Below are 25,001 nucleotides of genomic sequence, written 5' to 3' on the forward strand. Positions count from 1 at the left end.
CAAGTGACACTGCCGGCCATGCGCCCGTCCGCTTGCAGGGGTGAATGATGGGCGGCAAGGAACAGGTGCCCGAAGGCATATCGCCGTCCGAATGGGCGAGGGCGAAGGCATCGCGCGCGCACGTGGTGGTAGATGCCGGTCCCTATTTCGAACTCATGCGCGAGGCGATGCTGGGCGCGCGCCAGCGTATCCTGCTGATCGGCTGGGATTTCGACACGCGGATCAAGTTCGGCAGCGGGCGCCAGTGGTGGAACGTGCCGCGCAAGGATATCCCGCCGCGCCGGCTGGGGCCGTTCATCCTGTGGCTGGCCGATCGCAATCCCGATCTCGACATCCGTATCCTGAAATGGAATTTCGGAGCGCTGAAAGCCCTGTTTCGCGGCAAGATGGTGATCGATCTGCTGCGCTGGTGGTGGCACCCCAACGTGCATTTCAAGCTCGATTCCGCGCATCCGATCGGATGCAGCCATCACCAGAAGATCGTCGTGATCGACGACGAGTTCGCCGTGTGCGGCGGTATCGACATGGCGGGGGATCGCTGGGACACGCGCGACCACCTCGATGCAGACCCGCGCCGCAAGCGGCCGAGCGGGCGGCTCTATGGTCCGTGGCACGATTGCACGATGATGCTTGAGGGAGAAATTGCCGAAACGCTCGGTTCCTATGCGCGAATGCGGTGGCGGCAAGCGACGGGCGAAACGTTGGAGCCGTGCGAAAAGGACGATCGCACGATCTGGCCCGAGCGGCTGCGCAGCGAGTTCCACGACGTGGACGTGGGGATTTCGCGAACGCGTGCGCAATACAACGGCAACCCTGAAGTGCGCGAGGTGGAGCGGCTGTTCTGCGAGCAGATCGGCAGGGCCAGGCGCTTCATCTATGCCGAAAACCAGTATTTCGCCTCTCGCACGGTGGCAGAGGCCATTGCGGCGAAGCTGAAAGAGCCCGATCCGCCCGAAATCGTGCTGGTCCTGCCCGAAAGCTCGGACGGGTGGCTTGAACAGACGGCGATGGACGGCGCGCGGGTGCGGCTGTTCAACGCCGTGAAAGAGGTCGATCACGCGGGCCGCTTTTCGATGTGGCACCCCTATAACGCCGCCGGCACGCCGATTTACGTGCATTCCAAGATGATGATCGTCGACGACGAGATCGTGCGCGTGGGCTCGGCCAATATGAACAACCGTTCGATGGGGCTCGACAGTGAGTGCGACGTTTTCATCGATTGCGCCGAAAACGACAGCCGATGCAGCGAAGCCATCGCCCGCTTGCGTTTTTCGCTGCTGGCGGAGCATTGCGGTTTGCCCGCCGAGGAAGTAGCGGGACTGCTCGAAAGGCACGGATCCATGGCCGCAATGATCGAAGCGGCGCCCGGCGGCGGCCAGTTCATGCGCCGCTTTGTCCCGCGCGAATTGAGCGAGACGGAAGAGGCGCTGGCCGATAACGAGGTTCTGGACCCGGAGCGGCCGGAAGAAATGCTCAATTTCTACCGCCGCGGCCACCTGTTCAACAGCCGCATACTCAAGCGGCCACGCAAGTTGGTGAGGAAGCTGAAACGATGAGCAGCCTGGTCGGCCCGGACGAAGACGATCCGCGCGGAAAGCCCCCGGTGCCCGAGGACGTGCAGGAGGCCATTCGCACGCTTATCCGCTGGACGGGCGACGACCCGCAGCGTGAGGGGCTGCTCGATACACCCGCGCGCGTGGCGCGGGCGTGGAAGGAATATTGCCTGGGATATGGCGAGGATCCGGCGGCCCACCTTTCCCGCCAGTTCGAGGAAGTGGGCGGGTACGACGAACTCGTGCTGCTGAAGGATATCCCGTTCCAGTCGCACTGCGAACACCACATGGCGCCGATCACCGGCAAGGCGGCGATCGCCTATATGCCGCGCGACCGCGTTGTCGGCATTTCCAAGCTCGCGCGGGTGCTCCACGCCTATGCGCGACGGTTACAGATACAGGAACGGCTTACCGCGGAAGTCGCCCGTTGCATCTGGGACAACCTCAATCCGCACGGTGTTGCGGTGGTGATCGAGGCGCAACACGGCTGCATGACAGGGCGCGGCGTGCGCACGCCCGGTGTCGGCATGGTGACCAGCAAGCTGCACGGCTGCTTTCTCGAGGACGAGCGCAGCCGCAAGGAAGTGCTCAGCCTGATGGGCTATTGATCGTGGGATTTCCCGCGCCGGTCATGACGATAGAGGAGCTTTCGGCGTTCTTCGTTGAAGCCTTCCCCGGCGTCGAACCTGTCAAGCTCAACACTATCCTGTCGATAGAGCAGGGCAGGGCGCGGCTGGCGCTCGACCCGACGGGCGACATGCTGCGGCCCGGCGGGATCGTTTCCGGCCCCACGCAAATGGGGCTGGCAGACCGCGCGGCCTATGCGGTGATCCTTGGCCATATCGGCCCGGTGGCGATGGCCGTGACCAGCAACCTCAACATGAGTTTCCTTCGCGCCGTCCCCGTGCGACGCATCTTCGCCGACGCGGTGCTCTTGAAGCTGGGGCGGCGGTTGGCGACTGTCGACGTTAGGCTGTGGCAGGACGATGAGGCGCACCCCGTCGCCCAGGCCACCGTGACTTACGCGATACCGGCCGCCACTACCTGACGGCCCGTTCCAATAGTCTTGTCAGCGCGTGGCGCTGTCGATCCAGGCCGCCACGTCGTCGTGCATCCTGGTGAGGGCGCGCGGGTTCAGATAGATCATGTGCCCCGCGTCATAATAGGTGAAGCTGATGTTTTTGCGCAGTTCGGGCCGCAGCATCATGTGCGCGGCGTCAAACTCGGTCGAATAGAACGGCGTGGCCGCATCGTAATATCCGTTGAGGAACAGCACCTTCATCGATGTGTTCGTGCGCATCGTGGCGGCAAGGTCCACCGCGGTGTTGGGATTGTTCTGCTTCCACCGTTCGCCCGCCGCCTCATGCGACCAGTCCCAGTCGAACGTGCTGTCGCGCGCGGACAGCTTGTAGGGCAGGTCTGTCTTGTAGCCGAGCCGGTTGGACAGATAGTCGCGGAAGCTTGCAACATAGGCGCCGGTGATCGCGGTCGAGGCGGGGTCGTCATCGGGGAACGCGGCGTTCGCATCGCTGACGTCAAGCGTATAGCGCGTGTCGAGACGCCCGGTGGACAGCCCCTTGTCTCGCAGCAATTCCGTCATGAAATGCCATAGCGAAACGCGCAGGTTGTCACGCATGATATATTCGGAGGACAGCCCGATATAGGCGGACATCTGCTGTGCGACCTGCCGCTTTTCCGCGTCGGAGATATTGTCGCCCTTGGCCAGCGCCGCGGCATAGGCGCCGGAATCGAAGGCGCGAACCTCGTCCAGGAAGGTCTTCAGGTCGGCCGGACGGTTGGGGATGCGGTTGTGATACCATGCGGTTGCCGCGAAAGTGGGCAGAAGGCCCATATAATCCTGGTCGTATCCGGGCTGGCGCACACCGTAATTCAGGATCGTCGACAGCAGGGCGATGCCGTTCAGGCTGATGCCGCGCTGTTCGAGAAGCGAACCGACCACGGGCGAACGCAGCGTGCCATAGCTTTCGCCGAACAGGAACTTGGGGCTGTTCCAGCGATCGTTCTTCGCGACATAGCGGGCGATGGCGCGCGCGAAGGCATCGGCATCCTGGTCCACGCCCCAGAAATCCTTGCCGGTCTTGTCGCCAAGCGGGCGCGAATAGCCGGCGCCGACCGCATCGATGAACACAAGGTCGGTCTTGTCGAGCAGCGAATCCGGGTTGGGCGCGAGCGAATATTGCGCCGGCGGCACATAGATCGGGCTGTCGGTGGCGACGCGATAGGGGCCGAAGCTGCCCATGCGCAGCCAGATCGTGGCGGAGCCGGGGCCGCCATTGTAAAGGAACGTGACCGGGCGGTTCTTTGAACGCACGCCGTCGCGGGTATAGGCGGTGTAGAACACGCTGGCGGTAGGCTTGCCGCTATCGTCGCGGATCGTCAGCGTGCCGGCGGTCGCGGTATAGGCGATCTTCTGCCCCCGCACCGTAACGCTGCCCTTGCTGGTGGAACTCTGTTCATCGACCGGCGGCTTCGCCCATGCGTTTTCTGCTGCCGCGACCATTTCTTTCTTGTGGTCGCCGCCCTTTGCGGGATCGGGCGATTTCCCGTCCTGCGCTGCCAGCGGCGATGCCATGGCGACGAACAGCAGCGGCAAGGTTGAGCACAGGATTTTGCGGCGCATGAAATTCCCCCCGTTTCGGTAACAATTGCGACGATGCCGCGCTGCAACGTGCCGCGCAAGGGGCCGGGGACGGCGCCGGTCACGCCATTCCTTCAGGTTCAAGGTAGCTTGTGGAGGGAGGCTTCATCTCCCGGTTCGGCGGAAAGTCGCCGCAATGGCCACGTCAGCGCGCCGCCGGACGAACCTTGCCCCGGTTATTCCGGATGCCGTCCGGTTCGACGAATTACATATGACGCTCGACGAGCGTCGATCCTGTGTGTTTGGGGAAATGGCGGCTATCAAAGCCTGGCTCCGGCGTCCGGTCCGGGACCATTGTCCGGGACCGGAAGCGCCAAAGCGATGAGGGCTGGAGGTCAGAGTTCCTGCAGCATGAATTCGGCGCTCGAAACCTTGAAGTCGCCGGGCGCTTCGACATTGAGCTTTTCGACCACGCCATCGTTGACAACCATCGAGAACCGCTGGCCGCGGGTGCCCAGGCCAAAGCCCGAACCGTCCATGGTAAGGCCCACGGCCTTTGCGAAATCGGCGTTGCCGTCGGCCAGCATGGTTACTGCGTCCGCGCCTGCGGAGGCGCCCCACGCACCCATGACGAAGGCATCGTTAACCGCGGTGCAGGCGATCTCGTCGATGCCCTTTTCCTTCAGTGCGCCCGCCTTTTCGACAAAGCCCGGCAAGTGCTTGGCGGAACAGGTCGGCGTAAAGGCGCCGGGGACGGAGAACAGCGCAACGCGCTTGCCCTTGAAATAGTCGGCGGACTGCACGGCTTCGGGTCCGTTCGCGGTCGCCATGACCAGCTTCACGTCCGGCAGCCTGTCTCCAACGGAAATTGTCATCGCCTTGTTCCTTTCATCGCATCTTGCCAATTGTCGCAATTGAGTTGCGTCAGCGGATATAGGCGCCGCGCATGGCAGCGCAACCGGCCGCAAAGGCTTGCGACGCGTTTACCAGCCCCGGCAACCCGCGATTAACCAGGATCGGAAAGCCGAATCCAAACCAGCGGTGCTACAAATGCCGGCCGGAGGTACGGGCAAGTGATCCTTTCGATAGGACATTGTAGAACGGCCCTGATCGGGGCCTTTGCGGCGGTTCTGGCCGCGCCGCCGGTGTATGCCGCATCGTGCTGGCCGCAGCCTGTGACAGAAGCGGCGCGGCTTCAGCAATTGAATGTAGTCCTGATGGCCGGGGTGACGCGCTGCGAGGCCGGAGCCGACAACTACCGGGCCGATTACCGGCGCTTTTCCGCTCGTCATGAAGAAGCACTTGGGGCCGCGAAAGAGGTCATGCTCGCACGCTTCTCGGTCGGCATGGGAAGGGCGTGGGCGTCAAATGCCATCGATTACATGGATTCCGCGACGGCGCAGCGGGTCACGGACGGTGACAGCCCGGATTGCGGCGCGTTGCGCGCAATGGCGCAGGCACTGGCAGACGGCTCGAACGACGACCTTGCCCGCGCGGCGGATAACCTGATCGCCGACCGCGTGATCACACCGGGCTGCACCCGCCGCATCGCACGCACGCACTGAACCTGGCGGAGAAGGCGCACGGTCGCATGCGCAACGGCAGGCGCCTGTTTCACCAACCGATATAAAGATCTCTTTATATTTGCCCTCGCGCAGTCGAGCGGCTAAGGGCAGGCGCATTATCGCGCCGGTTTCCGAACGCGGGCCGGCGCGCGGACCTTAACTGTTCAATTCACCCAGGAGATTGCTTCGTGGCCACCGCGCTCGACGCCAAGGACTATGTCGTCAAGGACCTTTCGCTCGCCGATTACGGCCGTGCGGAGATTGCCATTGCCGAAACCGAAATGCCGGGCCTGATGGCCCTGCGTGAGGAATTCGGCCCGTCGCAGCCGCTGAAAGGTGCGCGGATCACCGGCTCACTGCACATGACGATCCAGACCGCCGTGCTTATCGAAACCCTCGTCGCGCTGGGTGCCGAAGTGCGCTGGGCCACGTGCAACATCTTCTCGACGCAGGACCACGCCGCCGCCGCCATCGCCGCCGCCGGCATTCCGGTTTTTGCGATCAAGGGTGAAAGCCTTTCGGACTATTGGGACTATGTGGGCCGTATCTTCGACTGGTCCACGCCTGACGAGCCGAACCGCACCGCGAACATGATCCTCGACGACGGCGGCGACGCCACGATGTTCGCGCTGTGGGGCGCGCGCGTGGAGGCAGGCGAAGACCTGTTCGAGCCGTCGAATGCCGAGGAAATCGAGTTCGTTCGCGCGCTGAAGGCGTTCCTCAAGGCGAAGCCGGGATACCTCACGCAGTCGGTTGCTCACATCAAGGGCGTTTCGGAAGAGACGACAACCGGCGTTCACCGTCTTTATCAGATCGCCAAGGACGGAAAGCTGCCTTTCCCCGCGATCAACGTGAACGACAGCGTTACCAAGTCGAAGTTCGACAACCTCTATGGCTGCAAGGAATCGCTGGTCGACGCGATCCGCCGCGCGACCGACGTGATGCTGGCCGGCAAGGTTGCCTGCGTCGCCGGCTTCGGTGATGTCGGCAAGGGCTCGGCCGCGTCGCTGCGTCAGGGCGGCGCGCGCGTGATGGTTACCGAAGTCGATCCGATCTGCGCGCTTCAGGCCGCGATGGAAGGCTATGAAGTGGTGACGATGGAAGAAGCGGTGACCCGCTGCGATATCTTCGTCACCGCCACGGGCAACGAAGACGTGATCACCGCCGAACACATGAAGGCGATGAAGAACATGGCCATCGTGTGCAACATCGGCCATTTCGACAGCGAAATCCAGATTTCGGCGCTCGACAACTACAAGTGGACCGAAGTGAAGCCGGGCACCGACCTTGTCGAATTTCCCGATGGCAAGCAGATCATGATCCTGGCCAAGGGCCGCCTGGTGAACCTGGGCTGCGCCACCGGACACCCGAGCTTCGTGATGAGCAGCAGTTTCACGAACCAGACGCTGGCGCAGATCGAACTGTTCACCAAGAACGACCAGTACGAAAACCGCGTTTACGTGCTGCCCAAGCACCTCGATGAAAAGGTGGCCGCGCTCCACCTTGAAAAGCTGGGCGTGAAGCTGACCAAGATGAGCAAGAAGCAGGCCGACTATATCGGTGTGCCGCAGGAAGGCCCGTTCAAGCCGGATCACTACCGGTATTGATTGGCCGGCGCTATTGACCGGATCGGCCCGTATTGGTCACCGCGATGGAAAGGGCTCCGCACGATGCGGGGCCCTTTTGCGTTTCCATCCCCCGTTTCCGCGCAGTCTCGTTGTTGTAATCTTGCGCCCTGCGTCATAGCGATGCTGGCATGATCCCGGATCGTTTCGCGCTTGTCCTGATCGCCCTGCTCGTCGCTGCATGGACGATTGCGGCGGTCTGGGCGATTCTGGCGGCGCGGCGCCGGGTGCGCCGGGCAGAGGCAAGCCAGCGAATGGCGCGTCGGCTGGGGCGGATGGTGGACGAATCGCCCGCTCTTCCGCTGCTGGTGCGTGCCGACGGGCGGATTGAGGGGCCGCCGCGTCTGGCCGGGTGGTTCGGGCTTGACCGGATGCCCGGCTATCTTACCGAACTCGATGCCGGAACGCGCGGGCTTGACGAAGTCCAGCTTTCCCGCCTGACAGACGCCGTGCGGCTGGCGCAGAAGACGGGCGCGCCCTTCCGCCTTGCGCTGCGTCCGCGCGGCGGGGAGACGGCGCTGGCGGTAAAAGGGCACCTGGCAGATCCCGAGGTTTCGCCCGGCGGCGCGGCGCTTTGCTGGGTGTTCGATTTTTCCGACAGCGAGGCGGAACTGCGCAAGCTGCGGTCCGAAGCAGCGCGCGCCCGATCGGATTTCGCTGGTCTCGCGGGCCTGATCGAAGCCGCGCCGATGGCCATGTGGTTCCGCGGCCCCGATGCGAAATTGCAGATCGTGAATTCTGCCTATTGCGAAGCCGTGGGCGTGGAGGGCGGCGACACGGTGGTGGCCGACCAGGTGGAACTCGTCGAACCGGTGGATGGCCTGTCTGCCGCGAAAGTGGCCGCGCAATCATTCGCGCGCGGGCAGCCGGTGGAGCGGATCGTTACCGTTACCGTGCATGGAGAGCGTCGCTCAATGCGCGTGGTCGACCAGCCGCTGGGCGAACAGGGCATCGCCGGCTACGCGGTGGATATAGAGGAACTGGAAGAGGAAACACGCCAGTTCCGCCGTTTCCGCGAGGCGCATCGCGATATGCTCGATACGCTGTCTGCGGGCATCGCGCAGTTCGATGACAAGCGGAACCTTGTTTTCGCCAACCAGCCGTTCCTTCGCGTGTTCTCCATCGCGCCCGCGTGGATCGCAGATGCGCCGCCGTTCGACCGGGTGCTTGACCGGATGCGCGATGGCGGGCGGCTTCCCGAAGTTCGCGACTTTCCCGAGTGGCGGCGCGAACGGCAGGGCTGGTTCCTGGCGACAGAGCCGAAGGAAGAAGCCTGGCACCTGAAAGACGGCACGCATTTGCGCGTCGTCGGTCAACCGATGCCGGACGGCGGCTTGCTGATGATTTTCGAGGACCGGACCGAGCAACTCCAGCTCTCTTCGGCGCGCGATACGCTGCTGCGCACGCGCACCGCCACGTTCGACAACCTGTTCGAATCGCTCGCGGTGTTCGCGCCCGACGGAAAGCTGCAGATCTGGAACCGGCGGTTCGCCGCGGACTGGGGGCTGGAGGACAGTTTCCTCGACACGCATCCGCGCGCGGACATCCTGTTGACGCGTATTTCGAAAACGCTTGTCCGTCCCGCGCAAGTGGGGGCGATCGGCCAGGTGATCCGCGCGGCGACACTGGAACGCAAGAGCAGGCGCGGGCGCGTTGCGCTTTCCGACGGGCGGTTCCTCGAACTGGCGGGCGTGCCGCTTCCCGACGGCAACGGGTTGCTGACCGTGCTGGACATCACCGATTCGCAAAAAGCCGAAGCCGCGCTGCGCGAACGCAACGAGGCGTTGCTGGAAGCCGACGCGGTGAAAACGCGCTTCATCGCCAACATGAGCTATGAATTCCGCACGCCGCTAACCTCCATCGGCGGCTTTGCGGAACTGCTGCAAAGCGGCATGGCGGGCGACCTGAGCGATCAGGCAAAGGAATATGTCGCCGCCATCCTGTCATCGGTAGAACGCCTGGGCGGCCAGATCGAAAACGTGCTCGACCTGTCGCAGAGCGAAGCGGGTACGCTGCCGCTGGCGCAGGACCCGGTCGATCTTTTCCGGTTGTTGACCGAGGTGGTGCGGGAACGGGAAGGACGTTTGGCCGACGCCGGCATCACGCTCGATCTGCGCGGAGACAAGTCGGTCGGCAGCGTCACCGGCGATGCGCGAAAGCTGAAACGTGCATTCGGGCAACTGATCGACAACTCTATCGACGCCACCATGAAGGGCGGCCGGATCCTTGTCGAAGCGTCGCGCCGGAAGGCCGGGGTGCGCGTGGTGGTATCCGATAACGGCAAGGGCATGGAACCGGCCGTGCTGGTCCGCGCGCTCGAAGGGCTGAAGGTCAGCGCGGACGGGCGCACGGTGGAACGCAGGCAAGGGCTGGGCCTGCCGCTTGTCCGCCAGTTCGTCGAAGCGCACGGCGGAAAGCTGGAACTGCTGTCCGAACCGGGTGAGGGCACCAGTGCGATCGTGACACTGCCGTGAAGATCGCGCTTCCCGACATGGAAGCGACGGCAGCGCTGGGCGCACGCATCGCCGATGCGCTGCGCCCCGGCGACGTGGTGGCGTTGAGCGGCGGACTGGGGGCGGGCAAGACAACGCTCGCCCGCGCGATCATCGCCGCTCTCGGCCATGAAGGCGAAGTTCCCTCACCCAGCTTTGCGATCATTGAGCTTTACGAGCCGCCATCCGTCGGGCTGCCGCTGGTCCATGCCGATTTCTACCGGCTTGAAGACCCGTCGGAAGTGGAAGAACTGGGGCTTGACGATTATCGCCACGGCGCGGCGATGATCGCCGAATGGCCCGATCACGCGGGCGGTTTCACGCATGAGCCGGCCTGCCTTTCGATTGCGCTGGAAAACGTGGATGGCGCGCGCTTTGCGATTGTCGAGCGCGGCGCCGATTGGCTAGAGCGGCCGATATGGACATGACCGGGCCAAAGGGCGCTGAAACCTTCCTTGCCGATGCCGGATGGGCCGGTGCGGCGATAGAGCCGTTGCCGGGCGATGCATCGTTCCGGCGCTATTTCCGTATCCGGCATCCCCGGCGCGGCGACGCCATGCTGATGCACGCGCCGCCGCCCGAAGAAAACCCGGTTCCCTTTATCCGCGCGGCAAAATGGCTCGATGCCAACGGGCTGCGCGCGCCGGTGATCTATGCCGAGCAGGAGGGCGAGGGGTTTGTCCTGCTGGAAGATTTCGGTGACGTCAGGATGCGCGAGTTCCTTGACGAGCGACCGCAGGAAGAACGCGCGATTTACGGCCATGCGATCGACACGCTGGTTGCGCTGCATCGCCTGCCGCCGGGACCGTTCAATTCCTATGACCTGGCCGAATACCGGCGCGAAACACGGCTGTTCACCGAATGGTATTGTCCCGCGCGCGGGCTGAACGTGGACGCGGCGGGCTGGGATGCAGCGTGGCAGGACGTGCTGGTGCGGTTGCTTGCCCGGCAGCGGCCGGGCGTGACGGTGCTGCGCGATTACCATGCGGAGAACATCATGCTGGCGGGCGGGCCGGACCGGCAGGGATTGCTCGATTTTCAGGACGCACTGGTCGGCCATCCGGCCTATGACCTTGTTTCGCTGTTGCAGGACGCGCGCCGTGACGTATCGCCCGATCTCGAACGCGCGATGCTGGACCATTACGTGGAGAAGGCGCAGCCCGGCGCGGACTTCGCTGGCGATTATGCGCGGCTCGGCGCGCAGCGCAACGCCAAGATCGTCGGCATTTTCGTCCGCTTGTGGAAGCGCGATGGCAAGCCGCGCTATCTGGACCTTATTCCGCGCGTGTGGGGACTGCTCGAGCGCGATCTTGCGCATCCCGCTCTGGCGCCGGTCGCGCGCTGGTTCGACGCGAACATTCCCGAAGACATCCGTGCAGCGGGTGGAGGATCGTTCAAGTCATGAGTGACACGAAGGCTGCACAACCGCTTGCCAGCGATGTGGCAATGGTGCTGGCGGCGGGCCTTGGCAAGCGTATGCGTCCGCTTACCGCGACACGCCCCAAACCGCTGGTGCGCGTGGCCGGACAAACGCTGATCGACCGCTGCCTGGACAAGCTGGAGGAAGCGGGCGTTGCGCGCGCGGTGGTAAACGTCCATTACCTGCCCGATGCGATGCGCGCGCACCTTGCCAAACGCAATGCCCCGCAAATCGCGATTTCGGACGAGACCGAAAAGCTGCTTGAAACCGGGGGCGGCGTGGTCAGGGCATTGCCGCTGATCGATGCCGATCCGTTCTTCTGCCTTAATTCGGACAATGTCTGGCTGGACGGTCCGCAGGACGTCTTTGCGCAGCTCAGCACCATCTGGAATCCGGAGCATATGGATGCCTTGCTGCTGATGGTGCCGCACCCGCGCGCGTTCAACTATCGCGGGCTTGGCGATTTTCACATGGATGCGGAAGGGCGCATAACGCGCCGCCTGCCGCGCAAGGTGGCGCCGTTCATCTATGGCGGTATCCAGCTTGTTTCGCAGCGCCTGTTCCGCGACGCGCCCGAAGGGGCGTTCGGCAACATGCTGATGTGGGAGCGGGCGATTGCAGAAGGCCGGCTTTATGGCACGGCCTTTACCGGCCAGTGGTATGAAGTCGGCGCGCCTGAGATGATCGCGCCCACCGAAGCCGCGCTGACCCAGCACGATTGACGTGTCGAGGCAGCGGCCAAGCGTCTATTCGATCGCCGCGCATCGCGGTTTTGCCGATGCCCTGGTGGCGGGCCTGATCCCGCGATACCGGGAAGACCGCTTCGGCCTTGCGCGGCTGACCCTTCTGCTCCCCAGCCGCCGCACCGCGCGCACCGTTACGGAAGCGTTCGTCAGGGCATCGGACGGGGGCTTGCTGCTGCCCCGCATGGCGGTGGTAGGCGATCTGGATATAGACGAGACGCTGGGGCCGTTGCTCGATCCCATCGGCGCGGGGGCGGGCATTCCCCCGGCGTGCGATCCCGCATTCCGGCTTTTGCGGGTGGCGCAGTTCCTGAAAGAGGAAATGGGCGACGAGGCGCCCGGCGAGTCGGCCTTGCTGCGCCAGGCGCGCAGCATCGTGCGCAGCATGGACCGGCTATCGGTTGAAGACGTGCCGCCATCGCGCCTGCTCGATCTGGATCTGGGCGATCTGGCCGAACACTGGATGGATTCGCTGCGCACCTTTGCCCGCGTTCAGGCGCGCTGGGCCATAGAGCTTGATGTGCGCGGCGAGGTCGATCCGCCGGAGCGGCGCAACCGTCTGCTGGATCACGCGGCGAAGGCATGGCGCGAAGCGCCGCCGCCGCACCCGGTGGTCGCGGCGGGCGTAACGTCCGCGTCCCCCGCCGTTGCGCGATTGCTGCGCAGCATCGCCGACCTTGAAAGTGGCGCGGTGATCCTTCCCGACCTTGACCTGTCGATGCCGGACGAGGTGTGGGACTCGCTTGGCAACGCGGGCGCTCCCGCCGGGGAGGGGGAACCGCCCTTTGCGCGCGGCGATGCGGTTACCCATCCGCAATATCACCTGAAGCTGCTGCTCAATCGCATGGGGCTGGCGCGCGGAGAGGTTCAGCCGTGGCACCGCTCGGGCGTCAGTCCGGCACGGCCCGAACGCAGCCGCGCGATATCGAACCTGTTCCTGCCGCCGGAAGCGAGCGCCGTCTGGGCCGAACTGTCGGCGGAGGACCGACGGCTTTCGGGTGTGCGGCTGATGAAATGCGCCCATCCCGAAGAGGAAGCGCAATCCATCGCCATACTCGCGCGCGAGGCGCTGGTCGTGCCGGAAAAGCGCGTTGCGGTGGTCACGCCCGATCGCAACCTTGCCGCGCGGGTTGTTGCGCTGCTTTCCCGCTGGAACATCGTTGCAGACGATTCCGCCGGACGGCCCTTGCCGCAGACGCCTGCCGGGCGGCTGTTGCTGCATTTGTCCGAAGTGCTGGCGGAACACGCGGCGCCCGTTCCGCTGCTGGCGCTGCTCGGTCATCCGCTGGTGCGCGCGGACGGACGGCGCGCCGCCTGGCTTGACCATGTGCGCCAGCTTGACCTTGCGCTGCGCGGTCCCCGTCCGGGGCCGGGCCTTGCCGGTGTGCGCGATCATCTGCGCGGGACGGGCATTGCGCGGCGCTTCCCGCAGCTTGCGCAGTGGTGGGACGAACCCGCCACCGCGCTTTCGCCGCTGTTCCAGCGCACCGATGATGTAACGCTGGGCGAGTGGCTGGCCCTGCTTGCCGAAGTGGCCGAGGACTTGTGCGGAGAGGCGCTGTGGTCGCGCCCAGATGGCCGCGCGCTGGCGCAGTTCATCGAACAATGGAGCCTTGCCGCCGCGAACGCCCGCCTTGCGGTGCGTCCGGCGGAGTTGCCGGCCCTGTTGCGCGATGCGCTGGATGAAGTGGCGGTGCGTCCCCCGTGGGGCGGGCATCCGCGTCTTGCGATATACGGTTTGCTGGAAGCGCGCATGAGCCGCGCGGACCTGGTGATCTGCGGCGGGATGGCCGAGGGCGTCTGGCCGGGCGTTCCATCGGTCGATCCCCTGCTTGCCCCGGCGGTGCTGCGCGCCCTTGGCATTCCCGGCGCGGATTTCCGTATCGGCCTTGCCGCGCATGACCTTGCCGCCGCACTGGGCGCGCCCGAAGTGGTCTTGAGCCATGCGGCACGCGATGCCGAAGGTCCGGCGATCCCGTCTCGCTTCCTGCTGCGCATCCGGGCGATGCTGGGCGATCGTGCAAGCAAGGCCCATGAAGAAACGCGCGCCGTGGCGCTGGCAGGCGCCATCGACGATGCGCCGCAGTCCGCCCCCTATCCGCAACCCATGCCCATGCCGTCTGCAGAGCAGCGGCGCGTCGATATCGCGGTAACCGCGCTCGACAGGCTGCGGGGCGATCCATACCAGTTCTATGCCGCGTCGATCCTGAGGCTGAAGACGCTCGACCCGCTCGATTCCGATCCCACGCCCGCATGGCGGGGCATGGCCGTCCACGAGATACTGCAACTCTGGCACGAAGCGGGGACGCCGCCCGGCGAACTGATTCCGCTGGCGGAGCGCAAACTTGCGGAGATGAGCACGCATCCTTTCATGGCCGCGCTATGGCGGCCGCGCCTTGTGAACGCGCTGGCCTGGGTGGAAGAGCATACCGACGCGCTGCTGGGGCAGGGGCGCAAGCCCGCGCTGTGGGAGCAGTGGGGCGATATCCGGGTTGACGGCATCAAGGTATTCGGCCGCGCCGACAGGATCGACCGGCTTGAAGACGGATCGCTGGCGATCGTCGATTACAAGACGGGTATGCCCCCATCCGCCAGGATGGTGCGCGAAGGGTTTTCGCTGCAACTCGGCCTGATCGGCCTGATCGCGCGCGAAGGCGGATTCCGCGATCTTTCGGGCGATCCGGTCGCTTTCGAATACTGGTCCATGGCGCGCAACAAGGCCAGGGGGTTCGGCTATGTCGCCAGCCCGGTGAAAACGGCGAACAACCGCGCCGAACTGATGCCCGAAGACTTCGTTCCGATAACCGGCGAGTACCTGCGCGAAGCAATCGCGCGATGGATACTGGGCGAGGAGCCGTTCACCGCGCGGCTCAACCCGGACCTGCCCGGTTACACCGATTACGACCAGTTGATGCGGCTTGACGAATGGCAGGGCCGCAGCCGCCGGAACGACGGCGAAGAAGGCGCTTCGGGAGACGCGGCGTGAGCAAGGTCTTCCCCCTGAAGGACAACCAGGCGCGCGCGGTCGATCCGATGCGCACGGTATGGCTTTCCGCTTCAGCCGGCACGGGCAAGACGCAGGTTCTTTCCGCTCGCGTGCTGCGCCTGCTGCTTCAACAGGACGTGGAGCCCGAACACGTGCTGTGCCTGACCTTCACAAAGGCCGGCGCCGCGGAAATGGCGACGCGCGTGAACGACGTGCTGGCGCGCTGGGTGCGGCTTGACGATGCAAGGCTGGCCGCCGAACTCAATCACATCGGCGCGCCGGTGGACGATGCCACGCGCAAACGCGCGCGCAGCCGCTTTGCCGCCGTGCTCGATTGTCCGGGTGGCGGGCTGCGGATCGAAACGATCCATGCCTTTTCGCAATGGCTGCTTTCCGCCTTTCCGGTCGAGGCGGGGTTGACGCCCGGCACGCGGGCGATGGAAGACCGCGATCGCGATCTGCTGCTGCGCCAGGTGCTGGCGGATTTGCTGATCGAGGCCGACGAACGCGGCGACGATGCGCTGCTGGATACGCTGGCGGACCTGAGCCTGAGGATGGACCAGAGCGCGCTGGAAACCTTCCTGTTGCGCTGCGCCGCCGCGCGCGACCTGTGGTTCGGCGCGGGGTCATGGAATGAGCCGCTGCGTTCGCGCATCAATGGCGTGATCGGCCTTCCGCCGCAGGAAGTGGACGGAACCGTCGCCTGTGCCACGCTGTGCGCCGACGATGCATTCGATATCGCCTCTGTGCGATACTGCATGGCCGTGAATGCCGAATGGGGCACGAAGACGGGCATCGCCGCAGCCAATGCGATGGGAGACTGGCTGGCAGCCGATGCGCAGGCGCGGCTTGCCGGGTTCGAGGACTTTTGCAGGCAATTCCTGACGGCGAAAGGCGAACCGAGATCGACGACGAGCCTCGACAAGCGAGACCCCGAATACAGCACATATGCCGCGCGGGTGATTGCCAGCATCGAAGCGGTACGCGAACGCAAGGCGCTTGTTGCGCTGGCAGACCTGCTGGACGCCGCGCTCACGCTTGGCCGCCGCTTCGCCATCGCGTGGGATGCGGCCAAGAAGCGCGAAAGCTATATCGATTTCGATGACCAGATCCGCTTCGCCGCTGACCTGCTCAAGCGGCGCGAACTGGGCGAATGGGTGCGATACAAGCTGGACCGGCGCTTCGATCACATCCTTGTGGACGAGGCGCAGGATACCAACGCCGCGCAATGGGAAATCGTGCTGGACGGGCTGATCGGCGATTTCTTTTCGGGCGAGGGGCAGCACGGCGATGCGATGCGCACGCTGTTCGTGGTGGGCGATTACAAGCAGGCGATCTTCCGCTTTCAGGGCACCAGCCCGGAAAACTTCGACCGTGCACGCCAGCGCGTGCGCGACGAACTGTTCGGCCTTGCCGAAGCGTCGCGTGACGCGGACCGTGAACTGCTCGACCTCGGGCTGGGCCGCTCGTACCGCACGGCGCGGCCTGTCCTTGAGTTCGTGGACCGCGCGATCGGGCATATCGGGTATGCCGGGCTGGGACTGCAGCAACCGCCCGAAGCGCACGTGGGTGAAGACCGGCCGGGCCTTGTGGCGCTGTGGCGGCCCGTGGGGCAGTCAGCCGATGAAGAGGACGAGCCGGAGGACGAAGGCGCAGGCGACGGCAACAACTGGCTCTCGCGCCCTGACCGTATGCTGGCCGATACACTGGCCCGGCAGGTGCGCGCGTGGCTGGAAACCGGGGTCTATCTCGAAAAGCACCAGCGCAACGCGCAGGCCGGCGACATCATGGTGCTGGTCCGCAAGCGCAAGGATCTCGCCGGGCTGATCGTCGCGCGGCTCCACGCGCAGGGCGTTCCCGTGGCGGGTGTCGACCGGCTTCGCCTGGGTGCGCCGCTGGCGGTGAAAGACCTTGTCGCGGCGCTGCGTTTTGCGCTGCAACCGCTGGACGACCTGAACCTTGCGAACTTGCTGGTGTCCCCGCTGATCGGCTGGAGCCAGAAAGACCTGCTGGACCACGCCTATCGCGACAAGGGCCTCCACCTGTGGGACCACTTGCGCGCCACGGAAAGCGCGCAAACGCATCCGGCGATGGAGATGTTGCGCGCCGTTCTGGCCCGCGCCGATCTTTCCCCGCCGCAGGAACTGCTCCACTGGTTGATTGCCGGGCCGTGGCAGGCACGGCGAAAGCTGGTTGCACGGCTGGGGCGCGAAGTGAACGATCCGGTTGACGAATTGCTGAATGCCGCCATGGCCTTCGCGGCAAGCGGCACGCCCAGCCTTGCCGGGTTCCTGCAATGGTTCGATGCGGGCGAGGGGGAGTTGAAGCGCGAATCCGACCAGTCGGGCGGCATGGTGCGCGTGATGACGGTGCATGGGGCGAAAGGCCTGCAAGCGCCGATCGTGATTCTGGCCGATGCGGTGGATGATCCCGAAAGCGCGCCGCCGCGCGGGCTGGAACTGGAAGAACGGGTGATCGGGGGCAAGCCGCACAAGGTTCCGCTGCCGCCGCTGCGCAAGGAGGAAAAGGCGGGGCCGGTCCTGCTTGCCGAAACGGAAGCCGCGAAAGCGGAGCGTGAGGAGCACTGGCGCCTGCTCTATGTTGCGATGACCCGCGCCGAGGAGGCGCTGTTCATCGGCGGCGCGCTGGGCAAGCGACAAACCGCGCCGCCGCCGGAAAGCTGGTACGGCAAGCTAGCGGCGCTGTTTCCGGACGATACCTGGCAAAGCGATCCCTTGTGGGGCGGTTGCGCTGAATGGGGCGCGCTTTCCACGCGGTCTGCCCCACCGTCCGATACCGGCGTTTCATCGGTTGCACCCGTGGACCTGCCCGACTGGCTGCTCACGCCGGTCGGCCCCGAACCGCGCCCCCCGCGCCCGCTGGCCCCATCGTCGCTGGGGGAGGAGGACGCGCCCGATCCGCCGCCCAAACCCGGACCCGGCCTTGTTGCCGCGGCAAGGCGCGGCACCCTGATGCACAAGCTGATCGAACGCCTGCCCGAACGCGCGCCCGATCAACGCATGGAGGCAGCAGAGGCATGGCTGGCGCGCATGGCGGACGATATCGATCCGGCCGAACGGACTGCGATGGCGCGGCGCGCGGTAAATGTCCTGTCCCATCCCGGCTGGCAGGACGTGTTCGGGCAGGATTCGCTGGCCGAAGTGCCGGTGGCCGCGCTGGTCGACGGGCGGATGGTTGCGGGTACGATCGACCGGCTGGTGATCGGCGATGCGGCAATCCGCATTGTCGATTTCAAGACGGCGCGCCGCCCGCCGACGCGGATCGAGGAAATTCCCGCAGCCTATCTGAAGCAGATGGCCGCCTATGGTCAGGCGCTGGGCGCGATCCATCCGGGCAGGCGGGTAGAAGCGGCGCTGCTCTATACCCAGACGCCGGAAATGTTCGTGCTGCCCGATGCACTGATCGAGGCCAACAAGCTGGACTCGCAAGTCTGACAGCAATGCTTTTCACGCGCGCCTGTTGCGCCCGCCCGCACCGGGCTTACATAGCAGGCAAAGACATCGAAGGAGTTTCCCATGCCCACCAAGCCCGTTACCGATGCCAGCTTCGAAGAAGACGTCCTGAAGGCGGACAAGCCCGTTCTGGTGGATTTCTGGGCGGACTGGTGCGGCCCGTGCAAGATGATCGGCCCGTCGCTGGAAGAAATCTCGGACGAACTGGCGGAGAAGGTGACCATCGCCAAGATGGACATCATGGAAAATCCCGGCGTGCCGGGCGAGATCGGCGTGCAGTCGATTCCGCTTATGGTGCTGTTCAAGGATGGCAAGCCGGTGGCGCAGAAGCTGGGCGCCGCGCCGAAAAGCCAGCTCAAGCAATGGCTTGAGAGCGAGCTCTAAGCCACTTCCGGCAAATCAGGATTCGATCTGGCGCAGCCTTTGCGCCAGATCGTTCCACAATGCGGGTGAGGCGGCGCCGATCAGGCCCTTGCGGTCTTCGTCGACACGGTAATCGCTGCCGTCCATCCGCGCGACCTTGCCGCCCGCTTCGTTGACGAACAGCGCACCGGCGGCATGGTCCCAGGGCAACGTGCGTTCGAAGATCGAAACGTCGTTCACGCCCAGCGCCAGCCGCGGATATTGTTCGGCGGCGCAGCGCGGTATGTCCACCAGCGTATAGAACGGTGCGATATGGCGTTTCATCGCTTCGCGCTTGGCATCGTCCATGAACAGCAGGCTGATCCCGGCCACCGGCGGCTGTTGCCCCGTGGTGCGGGCCGCGGTGCGTTCGGCATTGACGAAAGCACCCATGCCGCGATGAGCGTGGCAAAAGCGACCGGTCAACACGTCATAGATCCAGCCCGAAACGGCCACGCCGCGTTCCGCAAGGGCGACGAGGATACCGAACGGCGCCTTGCCGGCGGCGAAGTTGTTGGTGCCGTCCAGCGGATCGACGATCCAGCAAAGATCGTCGCCCAGGCGGTTCATCAGCGATGGATCGGCGTGCGCGGCTTCCTCTCCAACGATCGCGGCTTCGGGCAGCAGCCTGCCAAGCCCTTCGGTAAGGATCGCTTCGGCGTCGCGGTCGGCAATCGTGACGACATCGTCAACCGCCTTGTGCATCACTTCCGCATCGTCGAGCGTCCTGAAACGCGGCAGGATCGCCCGTTCAGCCGCGTCGCGCATCAGCGCGTGGACCGCCTTGTCCAGCGCGTCGGTCGGGCGCCGGTTGGTCAACTGCGATAGTCCGCGTTGATCGAGATGTAGCCGTGCGTCAGGTCGCAGGTCCACACGGTTGCGCGTCCATCGCCAAGGCCAAGATCGACCTCTATCGTGATGTCCTGCCCCTTCAGGTGCGCGGCAACCGGCGCTTCGTCATAATCGGCAAGCGGCTGCCCTTCCTTCGCCGCCCAGATGCCGCCGAAGCCGATGGACAGCCTGTCGCGGTCCGCCGGTTCGCCGGCCTTGCCCACGGCCATGACCACGCGGCCCCAGTTGGCGTCCTCTCCGGCGATGGCGGTCTTCACCAGCGGCGAATTGGCGATGGCGAGGCCGACCTTGCGGGCGCTCTCGTCGCTTGTCGCACCGCTTACCGAAATGGCGATGAACTTCTGCGCCCCTTCGCCATCACGCACGACAAGGTGGGCCAACTGGCGGCACACGTCGCCGACTGCCGCAGCAAAGGCATCGGCGCCGTCGTCGTCGAACGAGGAGAGGGGGGCATTGCCCGCCTTGCCCGTCGCGAAGGCCAGTACGGTGTCGCTGGTGGACGTATCGCTGTCGACCGTGATGCACGAGAACGTGCGCCGGTTCGCGGCTGAAAGCACCGTTTGCAGGAAGGCGGGCTCTACGGCCGCGTCGGTGAAAAGATAGCCCAGCATCGTTGCCATGTCGGGTGCGATCATGCCCGAACCCTTGATGATCGCGCCGATCGTTACCGTCTTTCCGCCGACCATGGCTGTCGCCACCGCGCCCTTGGGGAAGGTATCGGTGGTAGAGATCGTCGCGGCGGCTTCTTCCCACGAACATTCGGACGCGGTGAATACCGCATCCAGTCCGGCACGCGCCTTGTCCTTGGGCAGCGGCACGCCGATTACCCCGGTGGAAGAGACGAACACCTGTTCCTGCGGGCAACCGATCCGGCCGGCGACCTGCGCCATGATCGCCTCAACCGCCTCGCGCCCGCGATAGCCGGTAAAGGCGTTGGAGTTGCCCGCATTCACCACCAGCGCGCGCGCCTTGCCCTGCTTCACGTTGTCGCGGCCCGTTTCCACTTCGGATGAACAGCATACGTTGCGCGTGAACACGCCGGCGACGCTTGTCCCCTCGGCCAGTTCGACAAAGGTAAGGTCGCAGCGGCCCCAGTCCTTGTATCCGGCGCGTGCGATGCGCGGCGTTACGCCGGCAATCGGCGGGATCGCGGGGAAGGGCGTGGCGAGCGGGGAAACGGTATCGGACATGGCTTGCGCGGTTAGCCCCCGTCCGCCGCGCGGGCAAGCGGCTTGCACTTGCGGGCGAGGACGGTAGGCATCCGTTTCTGACAGGACGGTAACTTTATGTCGCGCGCTGGCGATGGCACGGTTATGCCGAACTGGACTTTCGCGGTCGCGCCCGGCGCGCGGTCTGTGCGTTGGTCGCGTGCCCGGGCCTTGTCCGGCTGCGACCTTGGGAGACGAATCCCCCGAACGAACCCGGGCTCGCGATAAATGAGCCGGAACTGGAGTTGGAATGACGAAGAAACTGCTGGTCGCGCCCCTGATTGCCCTTCTTGCCGCCTCACCCGCGCTTGCCGCTGCGCCAACCGGGCCAAAGCCCGCAGGCAATCCGGGCGCGTGGATCACGCCCGGAGACTATCCCGCCGCCGCGTTGAAGGCGGGGAAAGAGGGGGCCGTCCAGTTCTCGCTGCAGGTCGATGCCAGTGGCACGCCCACGGGCTGTTCGGTCACGAAGGGCAGCGGTGAGCCTTCGCTTGACGAGGCGACGTGCCGCCTGATCTCGCAGCGCGCGCATTTCACGCCTGCCACCGGAAAGAACGGAAAACCCGTTGCCGGCACCTATGCAAATACGGTGCGCTGGGTTCTTCCGGCAGACGGCGGGCCGGAAGTGCTGGCGTCGATCGATCGCCGGCTTATCGCGCCCGCTTATTGCGTTCCGGTCTGGAAGGGGGAACGCGCCCAGACGATCGGCATGGTCGCGCTTGCGCGTTGCCTGCGCTGACGCAGGGGCTGCATTACCGGCGCTGACATAGCGGGCAAATCCGCGACGACGCGCGTTTCTTCATGGACGAAGCGCGCCGCAGTCCCTATCTGCCGTGCGTAATGCGTTTGCTGCTTGCCCTTCTTGCGCTGATTTCGGGCGTCTCCGCGCCCCAGGTGGCGCTTGCGAATTCGCCTGCCGAAGTCGCCGGGCACGTTCTTGGCGCGGCAGAATCCGCCGAGGCCGAGCAGGCGATTGTCCTGCAGGCGGTTCCGCGCCGGTCGCAGGCTGCGCTTCGCAAGGTTCGCAATGTCGGCCTTGCGCCCGCTTTCCGCGTGCCGTCGGGCAGCGGTTTCGCGCTGACTGACCGCGCCCGCGAATAGCGCGCCGCGCACGTTCCCAGATTCGTTATTCTGCCGGAATGCGCATGGCCTGCGGGTCGCGCGGCTCCGGCGCATCACCGCATATCCGTTCAGACCATATTCGTTCAGACAGGGAATCCGCCCATGCTCGGCAACGTCGCCAAGGCCATTTTCGGGTCGTCCAACGACCGTTACGTCAAATCGCTCAACAAGGTCGTCATCCAGATCGCGTCCTTCGAACCGCAACTGGAGGCCATGTCGGACGACGAGCTGGCCGCGCAGACGCCAAAGCTGCGCGCCATGCTGGATGAGGGCAAGACGCTCGACGATATCCTGCCCGAAGCCTTTGCGACCTGCCGCGAGGCTTCGCGCCGCGTGCTGGGCATGCGCCACTTCGATGTGCAGATGGTGGGCGGCATCGTGCTCCACCGGGGCGAGATTGCAGAGATGCGCACGGGCGAAGGCAAGACGCTGGTCGCCACGCTGGCGACATACCTGAACGCGCTGGCCGGCAAGGGCGTCCACGTCGTTACCGTGAACGATTACCTTGCCCGGCGCGACGCGGAATGGATGGGGCAGTTGCACCGCTTCCTGGGCCTGACGGTGGGCGTGATCGTGCCCGACCTCAACGAGGAGCAGCGGCGCGAGGCCTATCACTCCGACATCACATACGGCACCAACAACGAGTTCGGGTTCGATTACCTGCGCGATAACATGAAGCACGAACGCAGCCAGCAGGTGCAGCGGCCGTTCAACTTCGGCATCGTCGACGAGGTGGACTCGATCCTGATCGACGAGGCGCGCACGCCGCTGATCATTTCCGGGCCGACCGACGACAAGTCCGACCTCTACATCGCGGTCGACGCCGTGGTGAAGCGGCTGGACGAGGAAGATTACGAAAAGGACGAAAAGCAGAAGAGCGTGATGCTCACCGAAGACGGCGTCGAAAAGGTCGAGCGTATGCTCGAGGACGCCGGGCTGCTGGTCGGATCGAACCTCTACGATGTCGAGAACACGCAGGTGGTTCACCATCTGGACCAGGCGATGAAGGCCGTGGTCATGTTCAAGCGCGACATCGACTACATCGTGAAGGACGACAAGGTCGTCATCATCGACGAGTTCACCGGACGCATGATGGACGGCCGCCGCTGGTCGAACGGCCTGCACCAGGCGGTGGAGGCGAAGGAAGGCGTGAAGATCGAGCCCGAGAACCAGACGATGGCCTCGATCACCTTCCAGAACTATTTCCGCATGTATCCCAAGCTATCGGGTATGACGGGCACCGCCGCCACGGAAGCGGCGGAGTTTTACGACATCTACAAGATGAACGTCGTCACCATTCCCACCAACGTGCCGATCCAGCGCGTCGACGAGGAAGACGAGTTCTACAAGAACACGCTCGACAAGTTTTCCGCCATTGCCCGCTTGATCCGCGAGAAGAACGAGAAGGGGCAGCCGGTTCTCGTCGGCACGGTGTCTATCGAGAAATCGGAACTGCTGTCGGACTTCCTCAACAAGGAAGGCGTGAAGCATAACGTGCTGAATGCCCGCTTCCACGAGATGGAAGCGCATATCGTGGCACAGGCCGGGCGGCTTGGCGCGGTGACGATCGCCACCAACATGGCCGGTCGCGGCACCGACATCCAGTTGGGCGGCAACGTCGAGTTCCGCACCGAGGACGAACTGGACGAAATGCCCGAAGGGCCGGAGCGCAACGCGGCGATCGAGAAGATCAAGGCCGAAGTCGGCGCGGAAAAGCAGCGCGTGCTCGATGCAGGCGGGCTTTGCGTGATCGGCACCGAACGCCACGAAAGCCGCCGTATCGACAACCAGCTTCGCGGCCGGTCGGGCCGTCAGGGCGATCCGGGCCTGTCTAAATTCTACCTGTGCCTGGAAGACGACCTGCTGCGCATCTTCGGGCCGGACACCCTGTTCTCCAAGATGATGAACGCCAACCTCGAGGATGGCGAAGCGATCGGTTCGCGCTGGCTTTCCAAGGCCATCGAGACCGCGCAGAAGAAGGTCGAGGCGCGCAACTACGACATCCGCAAGCAGGTTGTCGAATACGATGACGTGATGAACGACCAGCGCAAGGTCATCTACGAACAGCGCGCGGACATCATGGATTCCGAAGCCGTCGACGATGTTGTGGAGGATATGCGCCGCGACACGATCAACGCGATGGTGGGCGGGGCCTGCCCTCCGGGTTCCTATCCCGAACAGTGGGATGTCGACGGACTGAAGGAGCGGGTAGAGGACATCCTTGGCCTGCAGCCGCCGATCGACGACTGGATGAACGAGGACGCGCTGGCGCCCGACATCATCGAAGAACGCCTTCAGGAACTGGCGGACCAGAAGATGGTCGGCAAGATCGCGGAGATAGAGGAGCCGACGTGGCGCGGGCTTGAAAAGTCGGTCCTGCTGGAACGGCTCGACCATCACTGGAAGGAACACCTTTCCACGCTCGATGCGCTGCGTCAGGTCGTGTTCCTGCGCGCCTATGCGCAGAAGCAGCCGATCAACGAATACAAGCGCGAGGCGTTCAACCTGTTCGAACGCATGATCGAAGCGATCCGCGAAGACGTTACGCGCATCCTGATGACGGCAGAGTTCCGCATGCGTCCGCCCGAGGATTTCGAACTGCCCGAACTGCCCGATTTCCTGACCAGCCACATCGACCCGTTCACCGGAGAGGACGATTCCGGAACGGTCCCCGGTGCGGCGGCGATGATGGGCGCGCCGGGCAAGCAGGTGGCGACGGCGCCGGGCGAGGGCGATCCCTATGCGGGCATGGATATCAGCCGCAATGCGCCCTGTCCGTGCGGTTCGGGCAAGAAATACAAGCATTGCCACGGCGCAATGGCCTGACCCCGAATTCGTCCCGCCCCGGTCGGTTGCGAATCGGGGCGGGAAAATTCCTGCGACGCGAATGAGCCGGATTGGTGCGAGTCGCGCCTGTCCAGAATGAAAATCGCTCGCAACAGCGTTTGACACCCCGCGCAA

At 64.7% G+C, this 25,001-nt stretch carries 19 protein-coding genes; 15 read left to right on the plus strand and 4 right to left on the minus strand.

Going from position 1 to position 25,001, the window contains the following annotated elements:
- Positions 1–44 precede the first annotated feature (44 nt).
- The 3 genes from RXV95_RS08850 to RXV95_RS08860 are packed head-to-tail and all read left to right on the plus strand — an operon-like array spanning position 45 to position 2,601.
- Entirely contained in the window at positions 45–1,556 is a 1,512-nt protein-coding gene (locus RXV95_RS08850) for a phospholipase D-like domain-containing protein (protein WP_338465689.1), read from the plus strand.
- Entirely contained in the window at positions 1,553–2,161 is a 609-nt protein-coding gene (folE, locus tag RXV95_RS08855) for a GTP cyclohydrolase I FolE (RefSeq protein WP_338465690.1), read from the plus strand. The genes RXV95_RS08850 and folE overlap by 4 nt, the downstream gene beginning before the upstream one ends.
- Before the next feature lie 2 nt (positions 2,162–2,163).
- Positions 2,164–2,601 (plus strand): PaaI family thioesterase, encoded by a 438-nt coding sequence (locus RXV95_RS08860; protein ID WP_338465691.1) that lies wholly within the window; start codon positions 2,164–2,166, stop codon positions 2,599–2,601.
- Positions 2,602–2,622: 21 nt separating this feature from the next.
- Here the strand turns inward: RXV95_RS08860 and RXV95_RS08865 are convergent, their stop codons facing one another.
- Both RXV95_RS08865 and RXV95_RS08870 read right to left on the minus strand, forming a co-directional pair.
- Entirely contained in the window at positions 2,623–4,194 is a 1,572-nt protein-coding gene (locus RXV95_RS08865) for a peptidase S10 (protein ID WP_338465692.1), read from the minus strand.
- A gap of 353 nt (positions 4,195–4,547) precedes the next feature.
- Positions 4,548–5,027: a peroxiredoxin gene (locus RXV95_RS08870; RefSeq protein ID WP_338465693.1), complete on the minus strand. Its 480-nt coding sequence runs from the start codon at positions 5,025–5,027 to the stop codon at positions 4,548–4,550.
- Positions 5,028–5,225: 198 nt separating this feature from the next.
- Between RXV95_RS08870 and RXV95_RS08875 the strand changes: the two genes are divergently transcribed.
- The 9 genes from RXV95_RS08875 to trxA all read left to right on the plus strand — a co-directional run bounded on the left by RXV95_RS08875 (position 5,226) and on the right by trxA (position 18,840).
- Entirely contained in the window at positions 5,226–5,717 is a 492-nt protein-coding gene (locus RXV95_RS08875; RefSeq protein ID WP_338465694.1) for a hypothetical protein, read from the plus strand.
- Between the two features lie 188 nt (positions 5,718–5,905).
- On the plus strand, positions 5,906–7,324 hold the full coding sequence (ahcY, locus tag RXV95_RS08880; protein WP_338465695.1) for an adenosylhomocysteinase: 1,419 nt from the start codon (positions 5,906–5,908) through the stop codon (positions 7,322–7,324).
- A 149-nt stretch (positions 7,325–7,473) separates the two neighbouring features.
- Positions 7,474–9,816, plus strand: coding sequence for a PAS-domain containing protein (locus tag RXV95_RS08885; RefSeq protein ID WP_338465696.1), 2,343 nt, complete (start codon positions 7,474–7,476; stop codon positions 9,814–9,816).
- Positions 9,813–10,262 (plus strand): tRNA (adenosine(37)-N6)-threonylcarbamoyltransferase complex ATPase subunit type 1 TsaE, encoded by a 450-nt coding sequence (gene tsaE, locus RXV95_RS08890; protein ID WP_338465697.1) that lies wholly within the window; start codon positions 9,813–9,815, stop codon positions 10,260–10,262. The genes RXV95_RS08885 and tsaE overlap by 4 nt, the downstream gene beginning before the upstream one ends.
- The gene (locus tag RXV95_RS08895; protein ID WP_338465698.1) at positions 10,253–11,239 is read left to right on the plus strand and encodes a phosphotransferase; all 987 of its coding nucleotides are present in this window, start codon (positions 10,253–10,255) and stop codon (positions 11,237–11,239) included. The genes tsaE and RXV95_RS08895 overlap by 10 nt, the downstream gene beginning before the upstream one ends.
- Complete coding sequence (locus tag RXV95_RS08900) at positions 11,236–11,976, plus strand: nucleotidyltransferase family protein (protein WP_338465699.1); 741 nt, start codon at positions 11,236–11,238, stop codon at positions 11,974–11,976. Before RXV95_RS08895 ends, RXV95_RS08900 begins: the two co-directional genes overlap by 4 nt.
- On the plus strand, positions 11,972–14,983 hold the full coding sequence (gene addB / locus RXV95_RS08905; RefSeq protein WP_338468539.1) for a double-strand break repair protein AddB: 3,012 nt from the start codon (positions 11,972–11,974) through the stop codon (positions 14,981–14,983). The genes RXV95_RS08900 and addB overlap by 5 nt, the downstream gene beginning before the upstream one ends.
- A complete protein-coding gene (gene addA, locus RXV95_RS08910) occupies positions 14,923–18,438 on the plus strand; it encodes a double-strand break repair helicase AddA (protein WP_338465700.1) in 3,516 nt (1,171 codons plus the stop codon). Before addB ends, addA begins: the two co-directional genes overlap by 61 nt.
- Before the next feature lie 81 nt (positions 18,439–18,519).
- Complete coding sequence (trxA, locus tag RXV95_RS08915) at positions 18,520–18,840, plus strand: thioredoxin (RefSeq protein ID WP_338465701.1); 321 nt, start codon at positions 18,520–18,522, stop codon at positions 18,838–18,840.
- Between the two features lie 15 nt (positions 18,841–18,855).
- Here the strand turns inward: trxA and RXV95_RS08920 are convergent, their stop codons facing one another.
- Together RXV95_RS08920 and argJ are read right to left on the minus strand one after the other, a co-directional pair.
- A complete protein-coding gene (locus RXV95_RS08920; protein WP_338465702.1) occupies positions 18,856–19,677 on the minus strand; it encodes an inositol monophosphatase family protein in 822 nt (273 codons plus the stop codon).
- Positions 19,674–20,900 carry a bifunctional glutamate N-acetyltransferase/amino-acid acetyltransferase ArgJ gene (gene argJ / locus RXV95_RS08925; RefSeq protein ID WP_338465703.1) on the minus strand — a complete coding sequence of 409 codons (1,227 nt, stop codon included), beginning with the start codon at positions 20,898–20,900 and terminating at the stop codon, positions 19,674–19,676. The genes RXV95_RS08920 and argJ overlap by 4 nt, the downstream gene beginning before the upstream one ends.
- Positions 20,901–21,168: 268 nt before the next feature.
- Here argJ and RXV95_RS08930 point away from each other — a divergent pair, with 268 nt between their 5' ends.
- The 3 genes from RXV95_RS08930 to secA all read left to right on the plus strand — a co-directional run bounded on the left by RXV95_RS08930 (position 21,169) and on the right by secA (position 24,866).
- The gene (locus tag RXV95_RS08930) at positions 21,169–21,657 is read left to right on the plus strand and encodes an energy transducer TonB (RefSeq protein WP_338465704.1); all 489 of its coding nucleotides are present in this window, start codon (positions 21,169–21,171) and stop codon (positions 21,655–21,657) included.
- 62 nt (positions 21,658–21,719) lie between these two features.
- Positions 21,720–22,019 carry a hypothetical protein gene (locus RXV95_RS08935; RefSeq protein WP_338465705.1) on the plus strand — a complete coding sequence of 100 codons (300 nt, stop codon included), beginning with the start codon at positions 21,720–21,722 and terminating at the stop codon, positions 22,017–22,019.
- Positions 22,020–22,142: 123 nt separating this feature from the next.
- Positions 22,143–24,866, plus strand: a complete 2,724-nt coding sequence (gene secA, locus RXV95_RS08940; protein WP_338465706.1) for a preprotein translocase subunit SecA — start codon at positions 22,143–22,145, stop codon at positions 24,864–24,866.
- Positions 24,867–25,001 lie beyond the last annotated feature (135 nt).

It is taken from the genome of Novosphingobium sp. ZN18A2, assembly GCF_036784765.1.
Lineage (GTDB): Bacteria > Pseudomonadota > Alphaproteobacteria > Sphingomonadales > Sphingomonadaceae > Novosphingobium.